At 71.0% G+C, this 20182-nt stretch carries 15 protein-coding genes; 13 read left to right on the top strand and 2 right to left on the bottom strand.

Annotation, left to right across the window (positions count from 1 at the left end; all coding sequences use genetic code 11):
- Positions 1–148: 148 nt before the first annotated feature.
- The 3 genes from ACH4S9_RS02310 (at position 149) to ACH4S9_RS02300 (ending at position 3652) form a co-directional block, all read left to right on the top strand.
- Complete coding sequence (locus tag ACH4S9_RS02310) at positions 149–808, top strand: TetR/AcrR family transcriptional regulator (protein ID WP_352128366.1); 660 nt, start codon at positions 149–151, stop codon at positions 806–808.
- A gap of 179 nt (positions 809–987) precedes the next feature.
- On the top strand, positions 988–1227 hold the full coding sequence (locus ACH4S9_RS02305; RefSeq protein WP_311729629.1) for a heavy-metal-associated domain-containing protein: 240 nt from the start codon (positions 988–990) through the stop codon (positions 1225–1227).
- Between the two features lie 82 nt (positions 1228–1309).
- Positions 1310–3652: a heavy metal translocating P-type ATPase gene (locus ACH4S9_RS02300; RefSeq protein ID WP_398369269.1), complete on the top strand. Its 2343-nt coding sequence runs from the start codon at positions 1310–1312 to the stop codon at positions 3650–3652.
- Positions 3653–4116: 464 nt separating this feature from the next.
- Here the strand turns inward: ACH4S9_RS02300 and ACH4S9_RS02295 are convergent, their stop codons facing one another.
- The gene (locus ACH4S9_RS02295; RefSeq protein WP_311729631.1) at positions 4117–5406 is read right to left on the bottom strand and encodes a citrate synthase; all 1290 of its coding nucleotides are present in this window, start codon (positions 5404–5406) and stop codon (positions 4117–4119) included.
- 203 nt (positions 5407–5609) lie between these two features.
- Positions 5610–7820, bottom strand: coding sequence for an ATP-dependent RecD-like DNA helicase (locus ACH4S9_RS02290; protein WP_361182758.1), 2211 nt, complete (start codon positions 7818–7820; stop codon positions 5610–5612).
- A gap of 193 nt (positions 7821–8013) precedes the next feature.
- Between ACH4S9_RS02290 and ACH4S9_RS02285 the strand changes: the two genes are divergently transcribed.
- The 10 genes from ACH4S9_RS02285 to ACH4S9_RS02240 all read left to right on the top strand — a co-directional run bounded on the left by ACH4S9_RS02285 (position 8014) and on the right by ACH4S9_RS02240 (position 20182).
- On the top strand, positions 8014–9021 hold the full coding sequence (locus tag ACH4S9_RS02285) for a LacI family DNA-binding transcriptional regulator (protein WP_311729633.1): 1008 nt from the start codon (positions 8014–8016) through the stop codon (positions 9019–9021).
- A gap of 71 nt (positions 9022–9092) precedes the next feature.
- Positions 9093–10625, top strand: coding sequence for a sugar ABC transporter ATP-binding protein (locus ACH4S9_RS02280; protein ID WP_311729725.1), 1533 nt, complete (start codon positions 9093–9095; stop codon positions 10623–10625).
- Positions 10615–12579: a substrate-binding domain-containing protein gene (locus ACH4S9_RS02275; RefSeq protein ID WP_361182761.1), complete on the top strand. Its 1965-nt coding sequence runs from the start codon at positions 10615–10617 to the stop codon at positions 12577–12579. Before ACH4S9_RS02280 ends, ACH4S9_RS02275 begins: the two co-directional genes overlap by 11 nt.
- Positions 12580–12674: 95 nt before the next feature.
- Entirely contained in the window at positions 12675–13649 is a 975-nt protein-coding gene (locus ACH4S9_RS02270) for a ribokinase (protein ID WP_311729635.1), read from the top strand.
- Positions 13646–14050: a D-ribose pyranase gene (gene rbsD / locus ACH4S9_RS02265; RefSeq protein ID WP_361182765.1), complete on the top strand. Its 405-nt coding sequence runs from the start codon at positions 13646–13648 to the stop codon at positions 14048–14050. Before ACH4S9_RS02270 ends, rbsD begins: the two co-directional genes overlap by 4 nt.
- Before the next feature lie 286 nt (positions 14051–14336).
- Complete coding sequence (locus tag ACH4S9_RS02260) at positions 14337–15167, top strand: endonuclease/exonuclease/phosphatase family protein (RefSeq protein ID WP_311729637.1); 831 nt, start codon at positions 14337–14339, stop codon at positions 15165–15167.
- 480 nt (positions 15168–15647) lie between these two features.
- On the top strand, positions 15648–16436 hold the full coding sequence (locus ACH4S9_RS02255) for a BTAD domain-containing putative transcriptional regulator (protein ID WP_398369265.1): 789 nt from the start codon (positions 15648–15650) through the stop codon (positions 16434–16436).
- Between the two features lie 149 nt (positions 16437–16585).
- Positions 16586–16789, top strand: coding sequence for a plantaricin C family lantibiotic (locus ACH4S9_RS02250; RefSeq protein ID WP_311729639.1), 204 nt, complete (start codon positions 16586–16588; stop codon positions 16787–16789).
- Between the two features lie 26 nt (positions 16790–16815).
- Positions 16816–17016 (top strand): class II lanthipeptide, LchA2/BrtA2 family, encoded by a 201-nt coding sequence (locus ACH4S9_RS02245; protein WP_311729640.1) that lies wholly within the window; start codon positions 16816–16818, stop codon positions 17014–17016.
- A 127-nt stretch (positions 17017–17143) separates the two neighbouring features.
- The gene (locus tag ACH4S9_RS02240) at positions 17144–20182 is read left to right on the top strand and encodes a type 2 lanthipeptide synthetase LanM family protein (RefSeq protein WP_398369262.1); all 3039 of its coding nucleotides are present in this window, start codon (positions 17144–17146) and stop codon (positions 20180–20182) included.

The following is a 20182-nucleotide window of genomic DNA, read 5'->3' as shown; positions in this document are numbered from 1 at the left end:
CCATGCGCCCAGCCGTCGTTGTCGCAGGCAGCATGGGTCGCTGATTGCCCAAGGAGCGGCAAACACGAGCGACCGCTCGCGTTTCTCAAGAATGCGAGCGGGCGCTCGTGTTTGTCAATGCGGATCGAAAACTGGGGATGATGGACGCGTGACCGAGACCAAGGCGGACCGGCCCGCCGGCGAAGCGAAGCCGCGCCGGCGGCAGGCGCGCGGCGAGCGCCGGATCCAGCAGCTGCTCGACGCCGCGGCCGATGTGTTCAGCCGGACGGGCTACGCCGCGGCGAGCACCAACGCCATCGCCCGCGAAGCCGGCGTCTCCCCCGGCACGCTGTACCAGTTCTTCCCGAACAAGGAGGCCATCGCCGTCGAGCTCGGCCAGCGCCTCACCCACCAGATGCGGGAGGCCCACGGCGTACTCTTCACCCCCGAGTACGCCTCGCTCCCGCTCCCCGAGATGCTGGACTCGGTGATCGACCCGATGGTCGAGTTCAACTGCCAGAACCCCGTCTTTCTGACGCTCATCCATTCGGGCGACGTCCCCGGCCTGATGACCGAGGAGCACGACGCGCTGCATGTGGCCCTGCAAGCGCGCCTCGAGGAGCTGATCGAGCTCATCCAGCCCGCGCTCCCCGCCGACCGCCGCACCCGCACCGCGACAATGGTGTTCTCCCTGTTCAAGGCGGGTCTCGAGCTCGTACTGGCCCACGAGGGCGAGGAGCGGGACGCATACGTCGAGGAGCTGAAGGCCTCCCTCCACGGCTATCTCGCCCCGATCATCGGCGCGGGGATGCCCTCCCGCACCCCCTGACCGCGACCGCCTCCCGCCGACCGCCGTCCGACACGGCGCCCCGGGAAAGAAGGGGGAGGTCGGCCCATTCCATACCCCCTAGGGGTATCATGGTGTCATCATCAGGGCCACCGGGTCACCCTTGCCCCCTGACCACGATGAACACAGCCGCATCCGCCCCGCTCACCACAGGAGAAGCCATGAGCACCGAGGCCACCACCGCGTCCGGCGTCACCACCGTCTACCAGGTGACCGGCATGACCTGCGGCCACTGCGAGGGGGCCGTGTCCGAGGAGATCTCCGCCATCGACGGCGTGAGCTCCGTCAAGGCCGTCGCCGCCACCGGTCAGGTCACCGTCATCTCGGCCGCCCCGCTGGACGAGGAGGCCGTGCGCGCCGCCGTCGACGAGGCCGGCTACGAGCTCACCGGCCAGGCCTGAGCGCCCGACGACACCCCCGCCGGGCCGCGCGGCGCCCACTCGCCCACCCGCACGGCCCGGCCCTCCTCCCAGGAGACCGAGAATGACCAGCACGGCCCCGGAAGCCGCGAAGGGGCAGCCGCCCACAGCGGAGCAGGCCCCGACGACGGCCCCGACGTCACAGGTGGAGCTCACCATCGGCGGCATGACCTGCGCCTCCTGCGCGGCACGCGTCGAGAAGAAGCTGAACCGCATGGACGGCGTGACCGCCACGGTCAACTACGCCACCGAAAAGGCCAAGGTCACCTACGGCGGCGACACCCAGATCACCGATCTGATCACCACCGTCATCCGGACCGGCTACACCGCCGAGCCGCCGAAGCCCGCCGAACCGGAACCCGAGCCCGAGCCGGGATCCGGGCCCGAAGCGGCGCCCGACAGCACCACCGGGGAGGCCGCCCCCACCGACCCGGAGAGCGACGCGCTGCGCCACCGCCTCCTGGTCTCGCTCGTGCTGTCCGCGCCCGTCGTCCTCCTGGCGATGGTGCCCTCGCTCCAGTTCGAGTACTGGCAGTGGCTGTCCCTCACCCTCGCCGCCCCCGTGGTCGTCTGGGGCGGTCTGCCCTTCCACAAGGCCGCCTGGACGAACGCCCGGCACGGCGCGGCCACCATGGACACCCTGGTCTCCCTCGGCACCCTGGCGGCCTTCGGCTGGTCGCTGTGGGCCCTGTTCTTCGGCGACGCGGGCATGCCCGGCATGCGCCACGGCTTCGACCTCACCGTCGCGCGTACGGACGGGTCGTCCACGATCTATCTGGAGGCCGCCGCCGGGGTGACCGCCTTCATCCTCCTCGGCCGCTATCTGGAGGCGAAGTCCAAGCGCCGGGCGGGCGCCGCGCTGCGCGCGCTGATGGAGCTGGGCGCCAAGGACGTGGCCGTGCTGCGCGAGGGCCGGGAGGTCCGCGTCCCGGTCTCCCGGCTGGCCGTCGGCGACCACTTCGTGGTGCGCCCCGGCGAGAAGATCGCCACCGACGGCACGGTCGTCGAGGGCGCCTCGGCCGTGGACGCCGCCATGCTGACCGGCGAATCGGTGCCGGTGGACGTCGCGGTGGGCGACAGCGTGGCGGGCGCGACCGTGAACACCTCCGGCCGCCTGGTCGTCGAGGCCACCCGCGTGGGCGCCGACACCCAGCTGTCCCGGATGGCCGCGCTGGTGGAGGACGCGCAGAACGGCAAGGCGGAGGTGCAGCGCCTCGCGGACCGCGTCTCCGGGGTCTTCGTACCGGTCGTGGTCCTGATCGCCGTCGGCACACTGGCGGCCTGGCTGCTGCTGACCGGGGACGCGACCGCCGCGTTCACCGCCGCCGTGGCCGTGCTGATCATCGCCTGTCCGTGTGCCCTGGGCCTGGCCACCCCGACCGCACTCATGGTCGGCACCGGCCGCGGCGCCCAGCTCGGCATCCTGATCAAGGGCCCCGAGGTGCTGGAGTCGACCCGCCGCGTGGACACCGTCGTCCTCGACAAGACCGGCACGGTGACGACGGGACGGATGCGGCTGCACGGCGTCCACCCCGCGCCCGGCGTGGCCGAGGACGAACTGCTGCGGCTGGCCGGGGCCCTGGAGCACGCCTCGGAGCACCCGGTGGCCCGCGCCGTGGCCGACGGGGCGGCCGCCCGCGCGGGCGCCCTGCCCACGGCCCAGGACTTCGAGAGCGTGCCCGGTCTCGGCGTCCAGGGCGTCGTGGACGGGCACACGGTCCTCGTCGGCCGCGAGAAGCTGCTCGCGGCCCATGGGATCGGGCTGACGGACGATCTGGCGGCCGCGAAGGCGTCCGCCGAGGCCGAGGGGCGCACGGCGATCGCCGTGGCCTGGGACGGGCGCCCACGGGGCGTGCTGTCGGTCTCCGACGCCGTCAAGGAGACCAGCGCCGAGGCCGTGGCCCGGCTGCGCGGCCTCGGCCTGGACCCGGTGCTGCTGACGGGCGACAACCGGCTGGTCGCCGAGTCGGTGGCGCGGGAGGTGGGCATCGAGGAGGTCATCGCCGAGGTGCTGCCGCAGGACAAGGTGGACGTGATCCGGCGGCTGCGCGCGGAGGGCCGTACGGTCGCGATGGTCGGCGACGGGGTCAACGACGCGGCCGCCCTGGCCACCGCCGACCTGGGCCTGGCGATGGGCACGGGGACGGACGCCGCCATCGAGGCGGGCGATCTGACGCTGGTGCGGGGCGATCTGCGGGTGGCCGCGGACGCGATCCGACTGGCGCGCCGGACCCTGGCCGTCATCAAGGGCAATCTCTTCTGGGCCTTCGGCTACAACGTCGCCGCGCTGCCGCTCGCCGCGGCCGGGATGCTCAACCCGATGATCGCGGGCGCCGCGATGGCGTTCTCGTCGGTTTTCGTGGTCACCAACAGCCTGCGACTGCGGACCTTCACCGAATCTCCATAGATTCACCAAGTCCCCATAAGCCGCACAACACCCATACACCGGGGCCCTGATCTTCAGATCGAGGCTCTTGCCCTTTTACGCCCCCATATGGCAAGAGACGCAGATCACAGGCGACCGAACGTAACCATCATGGGGGGTGGGGAGTCTAATGGGGCGGTGAGGATTCGTCTTGGGGGACGGATCCCGCTACGCGTGGCCGGGGCGACGTACTCGGGGAGCTTTGAGCGGCCCTCCCGCACGTACGCGTCCCGGCAGATCGCGTGCCGCACCGAAGCAAGGCTCGTGTGCGGCCAGCGGACACCCGGCCGGATCCCGTGGGGGGAATCCGTAACCGGGAATGGAAGCGCCCCGCTCCGACCCGTGGGGGGATCGGCAGCGGGGCGCTTTCGCGTTTCCCTACGCCTCGTCCAGGCCTCTTCCAGCCCTCTCCTGGACCTCTTTCAGGCCGTGCGTGGCACCGGGTGTCAGCGCTGCTCGACCGGGACGAAGTCGCGCTCGACGACGCCCGTGTAGATCTGGCGCGGACGGCCAATGCGCGAGCCCGGCTCCTTGATCATCTCGTGCCACTGGGCGATCCAGCCCGGCAGCCGGCCGAGCGCGAACAGCACCGTGAACATCTCGGTCGGGAAGCCCATCGCCCGGTAGATCAGACCGGTGTAGAAGTCCACGTTCGGGTAGAGCTTGCGCTCCACGAAGTAGTCATCGGCAAGAGCGTGCTCTTCGAGCTTGAGCGCGATGTCGAGCAGTTCGTCGGACTTGCCGAGCGCCGAGAGGACATCGTGCGCCGCCGACTTGATGATCTTCGCCCGGGGGTCGAAGTTCTTGTAGACGCGGTGCCCGAAGCCCATGAGCTTCACGCCGTCTTCCTTGTTCTTCACCTTGCGGATGAAGGAGTCGACGTCGCCGCCGGAGGCCTGGATGCCCTCCAGCATCTCCAGCACCGACTGGTTGGCGCCACCGTGCAGCGGGCCCCACAGGGCGCTGATGCCCGCCGAGATCGAGGCGAACATGTTGGCCTGCGAGGAGCCGACGAGGCGGACCGTGGAGGTCGAACAGTTCTGCTCGTGGTCGGCGTGCAGAATCAGCAGCTTGTCCAGGGCGCTGACCACGGTCGGGTCGAGCTGGTACTCCTGCGCCGGGACCGAGAAGGTCATCCGCAGGAAGTTCTCGACATAACCCAGGTCGTTACGCGGGTAGACAAACGGGTGGCCGACGGACTTCTTGTACGCATACGCCGCGATGGTGGGCAGCTTGGCCAGCAGCCGGATCGTGGAGAGGTAGCGCTGCTTCTCGTCGTGCGGGTTGTGGCTGTCCTGGTAGAACGTCGACAGCGCGCTGACCACGGAGGACAGCATCGCCATCGGGTGGGCGTCGCGCGGGAAGCCGTCGTAGAACCGCTTGACGTCCTCGTGCAGCAGCGTGTGCGTCGTGATCTGGTCCCGGAACTCGGCCAGCTCGTCGACGGTCGGCAGCTCCCCGTTGATCAGCAGGAAGGCCGTCTCGAGGAACGTGGCGCGCTCCGCCAGCTGCTCGATGGGGTAGCCGCGGTAGCGCAGGATCCCCTGCTCACCGTCGAGATAGGTGATCGCGGATTTGTAGGCGGCGGTGTTGCCATAACCGGAGTCCAGGGTCACCAGACCGGTCTGGGCGCGAACCTTGCCGATGTCGAAGCCCTTGTCACCAACAGTGCTGTCGACCACCGGGTAGGTGTATTCGCCGTCGCCGTACCGCAGTACTACAGAGTTGTCACTCACGTCATCCCTCACCGACGTCTGGTTCTCTTCTTCGAGGTGCCCTGACTCCCCCCACCTTCCCCCATTCGGACGATGAACGTGCACTCGGGGTCGGCCGAAGGGCCTTTTTGCGGCACTGAGTGCCGCGTCCACGGCCATCCTGCCCCGTTCGTGACGGTCCGGAAACCCTCCCGACACGTTCGCTCCGACACTCGTGCCAAACCTCATCGGCCGAAAGTGGCGAGCCGGTGGTCCAGCGCGGTGCACCTTCTGCCCGCCGACACCGTGCGCACCGCCTGTCCCAGGGCGCGGCGCGAGCCGACGAGCACCACCAGGCGCTTGGCGCGGGTCACCGCCGTGTAGAGCAGATTTCGCTGAAGCATCATCCAGGCGCCGGTGGTCACCGGGATGACCACGGCCGGGTACTCGCTGCCCTGCGAGCGGTGGATGGTCACCGCATAGGCGTGTGCCAGCTCGTCCAGCTCATCGAAGTCGTACGCCACCTCCTCGTCCTCGTCGGTCAGCACGGTCAGACACTGCTCGTCGCTGTCGAGGGAGGTGACAACGCCCACCGTGCCGTTGAAGACCCCATTGGCCCCTTTCTCATAATTGTTGCGGATCTGGGTGACCTTGTCGCCGACGCGGAAGACCCGGCCGCCGAAGCGGCGCTCGGGCAGATCCGGCCGGGCCGGGGTGACGGCCTGCTGAAGCAGTCCGTTGAGCGTGCCGGCGCCGGCCGGGCCGCGGTGCATCGGGGCCAGGACCTGCACATCACGGCGCGGGTCGAGGCCGAACTTGGCGGGGATCCGACGGGCCGCCACATCCACCGTGAGCTTCCCGGCGGCCTCGGTGTCCTCCTCGGCGAACAGGAAGAAGTCGGGCATGCCGTGGGTGATCGGCGGCACCCCGGAGTTGATCCGGTGGGCGTTGGTGACCACGCCGGACTGCTGCGCCTGGCGGAAGATCCTGGTCAGCCGCACCGCCGGGACGGGGCTGCCCTCGGACAGCAGATCGCGCAGCACCTCGCCCGCGCCCACGCTCGGCAGCTGGTCCACGTCCCCGACGAAGAGCAGATGGGCACCCGGCGGAACCGCCTTGACCAGCTTGTTGGCCAGCAGCAGATCGAGCATGGACGCCTCGTCCACCACCACCAGATCGGCGTCCAGCGGCCGGTCCCGGTCGTACGCCGCGTCCCCGCCGGGCTTGAGCTCGAGCAGCCGGTGGACCGTGGACGCCTCGGCGCCGGTCAGCTCCGCCAGCCGCTTGGCGGCCCGGCCCGTGGGCGCCGCGAGCACCACCTTGGCCTTCTTGGCGCGCGCCAGCTCCACCACGGACCGCACGGTGAAGGACTTGCCGCAGCCTGGCCCGCCGGTCAGCACCGCGACCTTCTCGGTCAGCGCGAGCCGGACCGCCTCGCTCTGCTCGGGGGCCAGATCCGCGCCGGTGCGCCGGGTGAGCCAGGCCAGCGCCTTGTCCCAGTCCACATCCTGGAAGGCGGGCATGCGGTCCTCCCCGCCGCGCAGCAGCCGCAGCACCTGGCCGGCCAGGGAGATCTCGGCGCGGTGGAAGGGCACCAGATAGACGGCCGTGACCGGCTCGCCCCCGTCCGGGCCCGGCACGCTCTCGCGCACCACACCCTCCTCGTCCGCCAGCTCGGCCAGGCACTCGATGACCAGGCCGGTGTCGACCTGGAGCAACTTGACCGAGTCCGCGATCAGTTGCTCCTCGGGGAGGAAGCAGTGGCCGCTGTCCGTCGACTGGGACAGCGCGTACTGAAGGCCGGCCTTGACCCGCTCGGGGCTGTCGTGCGGGATGCCGACGGACTGGGCGATCTTGTCGGCGGTCAGAAAGCCGATGCCCCACACATCGGCGGCCAGCCGGTACGGCTCGTTCTTCACGACCGAGATCGAGGCGTCCCCGTACTTCTTGTAGATCCGCACGGCGATGGACGTGGACACCTCCACCGTCTGGAGGAAGAGCATGACCTCCTTGATCGCCTTCTGCTCCTCCCAGGCATCGGCGATCTTCTTCGTGCGCTTCGGGCCGAGGCCGGGGACCTCGATCAGCCGCTTCGGCTCCTCCTCGATGACCTGCAGGGTGTCCAGGCCGAAGTGCTCGGTGATGCGGTCGGCGAAGACGGGCCCGATGCCCTTGATCAGGCCGGAGCCCAGATAGCGCCGGATGCCCTGGATGGTGGCGGGCAGCACGGTGGTGTAGTTCTCGACGGTGAACTGCTTGCCGTACTGCGGGTGGGAGCCCCAGCGGCCCTCCATCCGCAGCGACTCGCCCGGCTGCGCGCCCAGCAGCGAGCCGACGACGGTGAGCAGATCGCCGGAGCCACGGCCGGTGTCGACCCGGGCGACCGTGTAGCCGTTCTCCTCATTGGCGTAGGTGATCCGCTCCAGGACCCCTTCGACCACCGCGAGTTTGAGCATGTCCCGACGGTACCGCCGGACGCCGACACGCCCCCGGCCCTGTGCACAACCCTGTGCACAACTCCCGCGGAGCCGATCATGGGCGGCCATCGACCGGAATATTACGATCCGGTTTCGAGTGCCGCCGCACCCTTGCCCGGCCCCGTGTAATCGATTCCAATCCTCTTTGTAATCGATTCCACGAGGAGGTGGAATGGCGAGCATCAAGGACGTGGCGCACCACGCCGGAGTGTCCGTGGCAACGGTCTCCCGCGTGCTCAACGACCATCCGTCCGTCCGCGCGAACACCCGTGACCGGGTGCTCACCGCCGTCGCCGACCTCGGCTACCGACCCAACGCCGTGGCCCGCTCCCTGCGCACCGACCAGACCCGCACCCTCGGGCTGGTGATCAGCGACGTACTCAACCCGTTCTTCACCGAGCTCGCCCGCTCGGTCGAGGACGAGGCGCGCGCGCTGGGCTACAGCGTGGTGATCGGGAATGCCGACGAGCGCCCCGACCTTCAGGACCACCATGTGCGCACCCTCATGGACCGCCGCATCGACGGCCTGCTGGTCAGCCCCACCGACGGCGGCTCCCCGCTGATGCTGGACGCCGCCCGCTCGGGCACTCCGATGGTCTTCGTCGACCGCTGGATCAGGGGCGTGGACGTGCCCGTGGTCCGCACCGACGGCCGCGGCGCCGTACGCGACCTGGTGGCCCATCTGTGCGCGCTCGGCCACCGCCGGCTCGCCATCATCGCCGGCCCGGCCGCCACCACCACCGGCCGCGAGCGCGTGGAGGCCTTCCGGTCCGCGCTGCGCGAGTTCGGCCTGGCCCTGCCCGCCGACCACATAGGGCAGGGCGACTTCCAGGCGGACAGCGGACGGCGGATGACCGCCCGCTTCCTCGACCTGCCCGAACCCCCCGACGTCATCTTCGCCGCGGACAACCTCATGGCGCTCGGCGCGATGGACGAGATCCGCGCGCGCGGCCTGCGGGTGCCCGACGACGTGGCGCTCGCCGCGTTCGACGACATCCCGTGGTTCGTCCACACCGATCCCCCGATCACCGCCATCGCCCAGCCGACGGGCGAACTCGGCCGCGCCGCCGTGCGCGCGCTGATCGACCGCGTCGAGGGGCGGACCACCGACTCGGTGATCCTGTCCGCCCGCCTGGTCACCCGCCGCTCGTGCGGCGAGCCCGAAGGGAGCAAGCCATGAGCACGCCGAGCGCCATACAGCCGCCGCAGGGCGTGCCGCCGAGCGCGGAGGGCGCGGCCGAGCTGCTGCGCATGGAGGGTGTCCGCAAGACCTTCCCCGGAGTGGTCGCGCTCGACGGCGTCGACTTCGACCTGCGCCGCGGCGAGGTGCACGTCCTGCTGGGCGAGAACGGCGCGGGCAAGAGCACGCTGATCAAGATGCTCTCCGGCGCCCACCGCCCCGACGGCGGCCGCATCCTCGTCGACGGCTCCCCGGCGCGCATCCACAGCGCCCAGGACGCCGAGCGGCTCGGCATCGCCACCATCTACCAGGAGTTCAACCTCGTCCCCGACCTCACCGTCGCGGAGAACATCTTCCTCGGCCGCCAGCCGCGCCGCCTGGGGCTGATCGACCGCAAGGCGATGCACCAGCGGGCCGCCGAGCTGCTGGCCCGCGTCGGGGTGGACGTCTCCCCCGCCGACCGCATCCGCGACCTGGGCATCGCCCGGCTCCAGATGGTCGAGATCGCCAAGGCGCTGTCCCTGGACGCCCGCGTCCTGATCATGGACGAGCCGACCGCGGTGCTCACCACCGAAGAGGTCGACAAGCTCTTCCGGATCGTCCGCACCCTGCGCGCGGACGGCGTCGGCATCGTCTTCATCACCCACCACCTGGAGGAGATAGCCGCCCTGGGCGACCGCGTCACCGTCCTGCGCGACGGCCGCAGCGTCACCCAGGTCCCGGCCTCCACCGAGGAGAACGAGCTGGTCCGGCTGATGGTGGGCCGCTCCATCGAGCAGCAGTACCCGCGGCAGCCCGCCGAGGCCGGAGCGCCCCTGCTCAAGGTCGACGGGCTGACCCGGAACGGCGTCTTCCATGACGTCGCCTTCGAGGTGCGCGCCGGGGAGGTGGTGGGGCTCGCCGGGCTCGTCGGCGCGGGCCGCACCGAGGTCGTACGCGCCGTCTTCGGCGCCGACCCCTACGACTCCGGCACCATCGAGGTCCTCGGCGAGCGGCTCCCCCGCCACGACGTGGGCGCCGCCATGGCCGCCGGCATCGGGCTCGTCCCCGAGGACCGCAAGGGCCAGGGCCTGGTGCTCGACGCCTCCGTCCAGGAGAACCTCGGCCTGGTCACGCTGCGCCGCGCCACCCGCGCCGGGCTCGTCGACCGGGCCGGACAGCGCCGCGCGGCGGCCCGGATCTCCGAGCAGCTCGCGGTCCGCATGGCCGGTCTGGACCAGCATGTACGCACCCTGTCCGGCGGCAACCAGCAGAAGGTCGTCATCGGCAAGTGGCTGCTCGCCGACAGCAAGGTGCTCATCCTCGACGAACCCACCCGCGGCATCGACGTGGGCGCCAAGGTCGAGATCTACCAGCTCATCAACGAACTCACCGCCTCCGGGCACGCGGTGCTGATGATCTCCAGCGACCTCCCCGAGGTGCTGGGCATGAGCGACCGGGTGCTGGTCATGGCACAGGGCCGGATCACCGGCGAACTGGGCCGCCAGGAAGCGACCCAGGACGCCGTGATGGCCCTGGCCGTGAAGGACGTCAAAACCGTCAACGCCGACGCCCTCGAGGCGCTCGGCGACGACAAGGAAAGAGAGGGCTCCCGTGGCCACTGACACGATCAAGCCCCGCCAGGTACGGCCGGGCTCCGGGGGCACGTCGGCGCTGCGCCGGGTGCTGCTCGACAACGGCGCGCTGAGCGCCCTGGTGCTGCTCCTCGCCGCCATGTCGCTGCTGTCCGGCGACTTCCTCACCACCGACAACCTGCTCAACGTCGGCGTCCAGGCGGCGGTCACCGCGATCCTCGCCTTCGGCGTCACCTTCGTCATCGTCTCGGCCGGGATCGACCTGTCGGTCGGCTCGGTGGCCGCGCTGTCGGCGACCGTGCTCGCCTGGTCCGCGACCTCTCAGGGCCTGCCGGTGTGGCTCGCGGTGATCCTCGCCGTCGCCACCGGCCTGGCCTGCGGCCTGGTCAGCGGCGCGCTGATCTCCTTCGGCAAGCTCCCGCCGTTCATCGCCACCCTCGCCATGCTGTCGGTCGGCCGCGGCCTGTCCCTGGTCATCTCCCAGGGCAGCCCGATCCCGTTCCCCGACTCGGTCTCCCACCTCGGCGACACCATCGGCGGCTGGCTGCCGGTCCCGGTCATCGTCATGGTCGTGATGGGCCTGCTCACCGCGGGCCTCCTGGCCCGTACGTACGTCGGCCGCGCCATGTACGCGATCGGCGGCAACGAGGAGGCCGCCCGGCTCTCCGGCATCCGCGTCAACCGCCAGAAGCTGGCCATCTACGCCCTGTCCGGCGCGTTCGCGGCCGTCGCGGGCATCGTGCTCGCCTCCCGGCTGTCCTCCGCGCAGCCGCAGGCCGCGGTCGGCTACGAACTCGACGCGATCGCCGCGGTCGTCATCGGCGGCGCCAGCCTCTCCGGCGGCGTCGGCAAGGCCTCCGGCACGCTCATCGGCGCGCTGATCCTCGCCGTGCTGCGCAACGGGCTCAACCTGCTCGAGGTCTCCGCCTTCTGGCAGCAGGTCGTCATCGGCGTCGTCATCGCGCTGGCCGTGCTGCTCGACACCGTGCGCCGCCGCGCCGGGTCCCGCCCGGGCGCGCCCGGCGGCGCCGCGGGTGGTTCCGCCGGCCCCGGGGGCAGGATGACGCCCGCCCAGATCGGCAAGTACGCGGTCGCGGCGGTGGCCGTGGTGGCGGTGGTGATCGGCGCCGCGGTGTGGCGCTCCGACTCCTCCGGCAGCGGCGGCAAGATCAAGGTGGCCCTGTCGGTCTCGACCCTCAACAACCCCTTCTTCGTCCAGCTGAAGCAGGGCGCGCAGGCGGAGGCCAAGGCCCAGGGGATCAGCCTCACCGTCACCGACGCGCAGAACGACGCCTCCCAGCAGGCCAACCAGATACAGAACTTCACCAGCCAGAACGTGAAGACGATCATCATCAACCCGGTGGACTCCGACGCGTCAGGACCGTCCGTCAGGGCGGCCAACAAGGCCGGCATCCCCGTGCTCGCGGCCGACCGCACCGTCAACAAGGCGGACATCGCCACGCTCGTCGCCTCCGACAACATCGCGGGCGGCAAGCTCGCCGCCAAGACGCTCGCCGAGCAACTCGGCGGCAAGGGCCGGATCCTGGTCCTCCAGGGCACCGCCGGCACCTCGGCCTCGCGCGAGCGCGGCCAGGGCTTCGCGGAGGGCCTGAAGGCCTACCCGGGCATCCAGGTCGTCGCCAAGCAGCCCGCGGACTTCGACCGCACCAAGGGCCTGGACGTCACCACCAACCTGCTCCAGGCGCACTCCGGGATCAACGGAATCTTCGCCGAGAACGACGAGATGGCGCTGGGCGCGGTCAAGGCCCTGGGCTCCAAGGCCGGCAAGTCCGTCAAGGTCATCGGCTTCGACGGCACCCCCGACGGCCTGACGGCGGTCCAGAAGGGCACCCTCGCGGCGACGGTCGCCCAGCAGCCCAAGGAACTCGGCAAGATGGCCGTGCAGAACGCGATCAAGATCGCGAAGGGGCAGAAGGTCGACCAGACGGTGAAGGTGCCGGTGAAGGTCGTCGCCGCGAAGTGACGCGGGTCCGGCCGGCCCCGCCCCGGGGCCGGCCGGAGCGCCCGAACCCCTCACTCACACACGCACATATGCAGCGAAGCGAAAGGACGTGCAGGATGCCCGACTACGACCTGCTGGTCGTAGGGTCGGCCAACGCCGACCTGGTGATCGGCGTCGAACGCCGCCCGGCCGCCGGGGAGACCGTCCTCGGCTCCGACCTCGTCGTCCACCCGGGCGGCAAGGGCGCCAACCAGGCCGTCGCCGCCGCCCGGCTGGGCGCCCGTACGGCCCTGCTGGCCCGCGTGGGCGACGACGCCTACGGCCGGCTGCTGCTCGAGTCGCAGCGGGCGGCGGGCGTGGACACCGCGGGTGTCCTGGTCGGCGGCGCGCCCACCGGCGTGGCGCTGATCACCGTGGATCCGTCCGGCGACAACAGCATCGTGGTCTCCCCCGGCGCCAATGCCCGGCTGAGCCCTGAGGACGTGCGGGCCGCCGCGGCGCTGCTGGCCTCGGCCCGTGTGGTCTCGCTTCAGCTGGAGATCCCGCTGGACACGGTCGCCACGGTCGCGGAGGTGGTCCGTACGGCACGGGGCGGCGCGGACACGGGCGAGGGCAGGGGCGAGGGCACGGGCGACGGCACGGGCGAGGGCGGCCCGCGGGTCGTCCTCAACCCCTCGCCGCCCGCCCCGCTCCCCGCCGAGGTGCTGGCCGTCTGCGATCCGCTGGTGGTCAACGAGCACGAGGCGCGCTTCCTGCTGGGCGACGACCCAGCGGGCCGCGAGGAGGCCCCCGAGGCCTGGGCGGCCGCCCTGCTGGCGCGCGGCCCGCGCTCGGTGGTGGTCACCCTGGGCGCGGCGGGCGCGTTGGTCGCCGACCGCGACCGTACGGCCCTGGTCCCGAGCCTCCCGGTCAAGGCGGTGGACACCACGGGCGCCGGGGACGCCTTCACCGGCGCACTGGCCTGGCGCCTGGGCCTCGGCGAGGACCTGGAGACGGCGGTGCGGTTCGCCGTACGGGTCGGCGCGGCCGCGGTGACCCGCGACGGCGCGCAGGAGTCCTTCCCCACGGCGGAGGAGGTCGCGGCGCTGTGAAGCGGTCCGGGATTTTCCATCGTCAGCTGAGCGGGGCGCTGGCCGAGTTGGGCCACACCGACACGGTGATGGTCTGCGACGCCGGGCTGCCGATCCCCGCCGGGCCCGCCGGTCCGCCCGTGGTCGACCTCGCCTTCGTGGCGGGGGTGCCGTCCTTCGAGCAGGTGCTGACGGCGCTGCTCGACGAGTTGGTGATCGAGGGCGCGACCGCGGCCCTAGAGGTGCGGGAGCACAACCCGTCGGCGACCGCCCTCCTGGACGGCCTCTTCCCCGGCCCGGCGCTGGAGCTGGTGCCCCACGAGGAGCTCAAGGCGCGGACGGCGGCGGCGCGGCTGGTGGTGCGCACGGGCGAGGCGCGGCCGTACGCGAATGTGCTGCTGCGCTGCGGCGTGCCGTTCTGACCGGCCGCCCGCCGGGCGCACACGCGGACATTTAAGGACATATTTCGAGGGGCCCGGCCATCGGCCGGGCCCCTCGTTTCCCCCTCCGCAAGGCTTCCTCTCGATCCCCCCGGATCCCCCCAGGAAGCCTGACGCCAGATACGACCCGCGCGGGGCCGGAAGGGTTGCACGAATTCCCGGAGTTTCGGCATCCTCCCCGCCGCCGCCCGCGCCGCATATGGTCGAGCCGGTGATGATCACACCGGGAGGGTGATCACGCGCGGGACCGGAAGGCGGGAGCGGCGGGATGCGGGTGATGACCTGGAACGTCTGGTGGCGGTTCGGCCCCTGGGAGCGACGCCGCGAGGCGATCCTCGCCACCCTGCGCTCGGTACGGCCCGATGTGCTCGGCCTCCAGGAGGTGTGGGCGGACGGCGCCGAGAACCTGGCGGGGTGGCTCGCGGGGGAACTCGGCATGCACTGGACCTGGGCCGCCTCCGACCGCCCCCAGAAGTGGCAGCGCCGCATCGGGGACCCGACCATCGACTTCGGCAACGCGGTGCTCAGCCGCTGGCCCATCGCCGAGCGGGACGTGGCCCGGCTGCCGGCCGCGGGCGGCCCGGACGACGGGCGGCTGGCGCTGTACGCCCTGGTGGACGCGCCCGGCCACGCGGTGCCGTTCTTCACCACCCACCTCAACGCCGACCCGCACGAGTCCGCGGTGCGCCGCGCCCAGGTGACCGCCCTGGCCCGGTTCATCGCCGAGCGCCGCGGCGCCACGCCCTTCCCGGCGGTGGTCACCGGGGACTTCAACGCCTGGCCGGACTCCGACGAGATGCGGCTGCACGGCGGCTACCGCACGGCCCCCGCCGTCCCCGGGCAGGTGCTGCTGGACGCCTGGGAGTACGCCGACCCGGCGGCGCCGTCGGCCACCTGGGACGCCGCGAACCCGTACGTGGCCCGGACCTTCGAGCCGAGCGCGCGCATCGACTACATCCACGTCGGCCCGCCGGGACCCGACGGCCTCGGCCACGTCCGCTCCGTACGCCGCGCGGGCGACGGACCCGTCGACGAGGTCGGCGTCTGGCCCTCCGACCACGCGGCGGTCGTGGCCGAGCTGGCGACGGGCGGCTGGTAGGCCGCCCGCCGCCGCTTCGGCAGGTGGCCACGAAGGCCGCGCCCGCGGCGAGGAATGTCTCTCCGACGATGTCGTCGACGTTCATGGGATGAACACGTCGGCGTACGAAGCATGGCTTCCTTCCGTAGCTTCCGCCTCTACATGTCCGAGCCTCCCCCGGATATGCGACAGAGGAATTCCCACGGTCGTCCGGGACGTCCCGGACGACCGTCGCGCGCGTCTCTGACCAGGCCGGACAGCGTCGACCGGGACCGGACGGCGGCGGACTGTCCGGGACGACGTCCATCCGTTGTTCCCCCCGGTCCGCCTTGGTAGGAATTTTGTTGCCGGCAATCAAGCGACATCACGGTCTGCTCGATCTCGACGAGCTGGAAAACGGGGAGAAGAGAGTTGACGGCCATAAACACAGCCATGAAAAGCGAGGGGAAAACGGCGGCCCTCTCGACCATCGACCGGGAACCGCGGGCAGCGGAATCGCTCATGCTCTTCAGAGTTCTCGGCCCCATGGAAGTCCTCGGCGGACACGAACCGGCCTCGCCGCTCAGGCGGGCCATTCTCACCGCCCTTCTGCTCCGCGCCGGGCAGGCCATCACGGTGGCCGAGTTCACCGAGTTGCTGTGGGACGAACCGCCCGCCTCCGCCGCGGCCAACATCCGCAGTCACCTCACGGCCCTGCGCCGCGACCTCGACGACATCGAACCGGGCCTGAGCCGGCGGGTGCGGACCTGTCGCGGCAGCCTCAGCGGCTACGCGTTGGACGTCGCCCCCGAGGAATTCGACGTGCCGATGTTCATGGTGTCCGCCCGGCACGGCCGGAACCTGCTCCTGCGCGGCGACGCGGACCGGGCGGTGGCCGCGCTGGAGAAGACGGTGGCTCTGTGGCGCGGTCCGTTCGGCCCGAGTCTGCCGCCGACCCGCTGGTTCGGCGCCCATGTCGCCGGGCTCAACAGCGCGCGCTTCGACGCGTACCAGGACCTGTTCACCGCGGCCGTTCTGGCCGACCGCACCGAGACGCTCTCCTATCGGATCGAGAGCGCCATCGCCGAGGCGCCCTATCGGCAGCGTTTCTGGGAGCTGCTGTCCGCGGTGCACTGCATCAACGGCGACGCCGTCGGCGCCCTGGACGTCATCGGCCGGTGTCAACGCCTGTTCGCCGACGACCTGGGGCTCGACCTGCCGCCGAACGTCGCGGCGATGCGGACCGCGGCGCTGAACTGGGACCGCGTGGAAGCCCAGCGCCTCGTGGCGGCGCTGGCGCCGGCCGCCTGACGCCTGTGCGGGCCGTATGCACGGCCTGTGCGCGAACCCCGCTCTTCGCGATGCGGCCAGTCAACAACGGCCTCGCAGACTGAATTCACGGGCCGCCGGAACAGCGGGGCGCTCGGCGCCCGTATTCAATCCGACGAAGGAGAAAGAAAATGCGTGAGGAATTCGAGGGCGACGTTCCCCTCGTGGAAGAGCTCGCGGAGCAGGACCTCCACGACGCCGCACAGAACGGCGGCACGATCGGCCCGGACCAAATGGCCCCCTTCATCATGCGCGTCAGTGCGCACTACGGAGGGAAGGGCGGGTTCGGATTGTTCTGCACCTTGACCAAGGAATGCCAGCCCAACTGCAACTGACGAACCAAACACAGAAGGGAATTGCCATGCAGAAGGACACGGACATCCTCGGCGCATGGGACGAAACCGAGCTCGTCGAACTGAGCGAGGCGGACGTCCACGGGGGCACCGGGCCCGCGTGCGTCGCCACCGGTCTCATCCTCGGTATCACCGCCATCCAGGCCGGGGTCGCCACCGCGGTCTCCGCCGCGTTCTGCCCCACCACCAAGTGCACCAGCAGGTGCTGAGCGCCGGGTGCCCGGTTCGGTGAGTGCGTAACGCATCGCGGTGGAACGGGGGCCCGCGTACGGGCCCCCGGTTCCGCCCCGTCCGCCAAATCCGGCGCGTCCACATGAATATGGAGTATGACGAGTCGTGAAAACCACAGCCCCGTACTATCCGGAACTGAGCGAAGCCCAGATCTCGGATGCCATTGCGCCGCTGGCGCAATTCGACGCACAGACCCTCGAAGTGTTTCGAGGCACAGAAAGTCCCCGTGCCACCGAGCTCCCGGCCATCCGCGCCGCGGTGGTGCAGTGGTGCGCGGCGCCCGAGCGTTATCCGTTCCAGAGGATCATCAGAATCGCCGCCGCCTCACTCGCGGACCCCGATCCTGTCACCCCGTTCGCGCCGCTGTTCGCCGATCCCCCGGCTGTGCTGCGGCAGTTGCTGGAGCGTGCCGAGGCCCGGCTGCGCGAGGTGTACACCAGGCCGTTGGTCGCCGCCATCAACCACGCACGCCGGCACGGTCGGCTCATGGGCGCGGACCCGGCTCTGCGGTACCAGCATTTCGTCGACCAGTCGATCCGCGGGTCCTTCGAGGAACTGAGCGGCCTGTCGTTTCCCGTACTGCGGCATGTCACACGCGTCGTGCTGACCTACGAGGCGCATAACTTCCGGGAGCTCTGCCAGAGGCTCACGGCCGACCGGGACGCGATCGCCGCCACCTTCGGCATCGACCCGGCGGACCAGGTCGTCTCCTGCGGGTTCGCCGACGGCGACGCGCACCACCACGGCCGCAGCGTGTCCGTCCTCGAGTTCCGGTCCGGCAGGAAGCTGGCCTACAAGCCACGGGACGTGTCCTGCGAGGCCGCGTACACCGTCATCGCCCGCGAGGCCAACGACTGGCTGGGCACCTCCCTGGTCGCCGCCAAGGTCCTGGAGCGGGCCGGCTATGGATACGTGGAGTACGTGGCGGCGGAGGACGTCGCCGACATCTCCGCACCGTTCATGCAGGCCAGTGGCGAGCTCGCCGCCGTGATGTACCTGCTCAACGCGCAGGACATGCATTTCGAGAATGTCGTGGCCACCCGCCGCGGCCCGGTGCCGATCGATCTGGAGACGATCCTCCAGCCCGTCCGGCTCCACCTCGGTACGCCCGCCGAGACACCGGACAATGCCCATCACAGGATCACACAGTCGGTCTACGGCATCGGGATCCTGCCCCTGCTCATGGGCGGCCGGGACGAGGACTCCGGCTATGTCGACCTCGGCTTCCTCGGCGAACAGGGCGGCGGCGAGTCGCCGTTCAAGTCCCTTCAGTTCGAGGCCCCGTTCACCGACGAGGTGCGACTGACGCTGAGCAAGCAGGCGGCGGAGGAACGGCAGACGGTCGTGGGGACGCTGAGCCAGGACGAGGTCCATGCGCTCGGCGAGGGGATGGCGGCCGGATTCGTCCGGGTGTGCCGCGCGGTGATGTCGGACAAGGGGCGCTGGACGGCGCTGGTGCGCAAGGCCGCCGCCGGTGTGCGCGTGCGCTACCTCCACCATCCGACGATGGTGTACGCGCAGACGCTGCGTACGGCGTCGAGCGCCCGGGCCATGAGCTACCGCGCGTCCTATCTGGCGGTGCTGAAGCGGGTGGCCATTGCCAGCCAGTCCGCCGCGCGCGCGATCGTCCGCTCCGAGCTGCGGCAGCTCGCGGGGCGCGACATCCCCTACTTCACCGTCGCCGCGGCGGACGTGGCCCTCATGGACGGCGAGGGCGCCGAGGTCGGGGCGGTGCTGACCACATCGCCACTCGATCTGGCCGCGGCGAAGGTCACCGCCCTGACCGAGTTCGAGGTGAGCGAGCAGCTGAGGCTCATCCGCTCTGCCTTCTCCTGCCGCTTCCCCGACGACCATCTGGCCTCGGCCGACGACTTCGAACCCCCGCTGCCCGGCGCCACGGCGGGCGGGCGGTCGACGGGGAACCCGGACGACACGCTCGCCGGGGTCGTGACCCGGCTGTGCGACACCATGGTCGCCTCGGCCCTGCCCGACCGGTACGCCGATCTTCCCCACACCTGGATCGGTCCGCTCGCCTCCGCCCAGTCCAATCGGCCATGGCCGCCCGCGGTGCTCGGATACGACCTGTACACAGGGAGGGTCGGCCCCGCGCTGGCCCTGGCGGCGGCCGGCCGCGTCCTGGACCACCCCGCCTACCGGGGCCTCGCCACACAGATCTTCTCGGCCATCGCGGAGGGCCTGTCCGATACACCGTCCGAGACATCGGACACACGGCAGACGGCGCCCTTCTCGGCCTACGCCGGATCGGCCGGCACGCCGTTCGCGCTGGCGGCGGCGGGCAGGCTGCTCGGACAGCCCGATTGGGTCCGCACCGCGCAGCAGGCGGTGCCCGATGTGCTCGATCTCGTGGGCGCTCACCCTGCCGCCGACCGGCCCCTGGACATGATCAGCGGACTGGCGGGCGTCCTGTCCTGCGTGACGGCGATCGGCGGACCGCACGCCGGCGAGTCGGCCGCCGCGCTGACGGCCATGCTCACGGACGCCCTGCGGCCGGACGCCCATCACCCCGTACTCGACCAGTCCGGCTTCGGACACGGGGTGAGCGGTGTCATCCACGCGCTGAGCCGGGCCTACCCGCGCCTGCCCGAGCAGCAACGAGGAACCGTTGACGCCACGCTGTCCCGCCTGATCGCGCGGCTGCGGGACTTCTACGCCCCTCGTGAGGGCGACTGGTACTCCAACGTGGCCACCCCCTGGTCCTTCGCCACCGGCTGGTGCCACGGCTCGGCCGGCATCGCGCTCGCCCTGAGCGCGTACGGCGCGATGACCGGCGACGAGTCGGTGGAGCGCATGCGGAAGGTGGCCGTGGGCAACATGCTCCGCCGTGGCTTCGGGCGCAATCTGACCTGGTGCCATGGGGATCTCGGCAACCACGACATCCTCTCCGCCGTGGCGAGCACAGAGGATTCGCTGCGCGCCGAGGTCGCGGTCATCGAGCGGACCTGGCTGCGCCCCGAGGTGTTCACCCGCAAGGCCGCGGACACACGGAGCCGGTACGCGCACACCAACAGCCTCCTCGTCGGGACCGCCGGGATGGTGATCCATCTCGTCAACCGCCTCGATCCGTCCGTCCGCCTGTCCCCCGTCGACCTGTCCCAAGTCGATCTGAGCGCGGAGGGCCGATGA

It is taken from the genome of Streptomyces sp. NPDC021225, from assembly GCF_044332865.1.
GTDB lineage: Bacteria > Actinomycetota > Actinomycetes > Streptomycetales > Streptomycetaceae > Streptomyces.
Note: the sequence above shows the minus strand (reverse complement) of the source record. Positions and strands in the feature narration are given on the sequence as shown.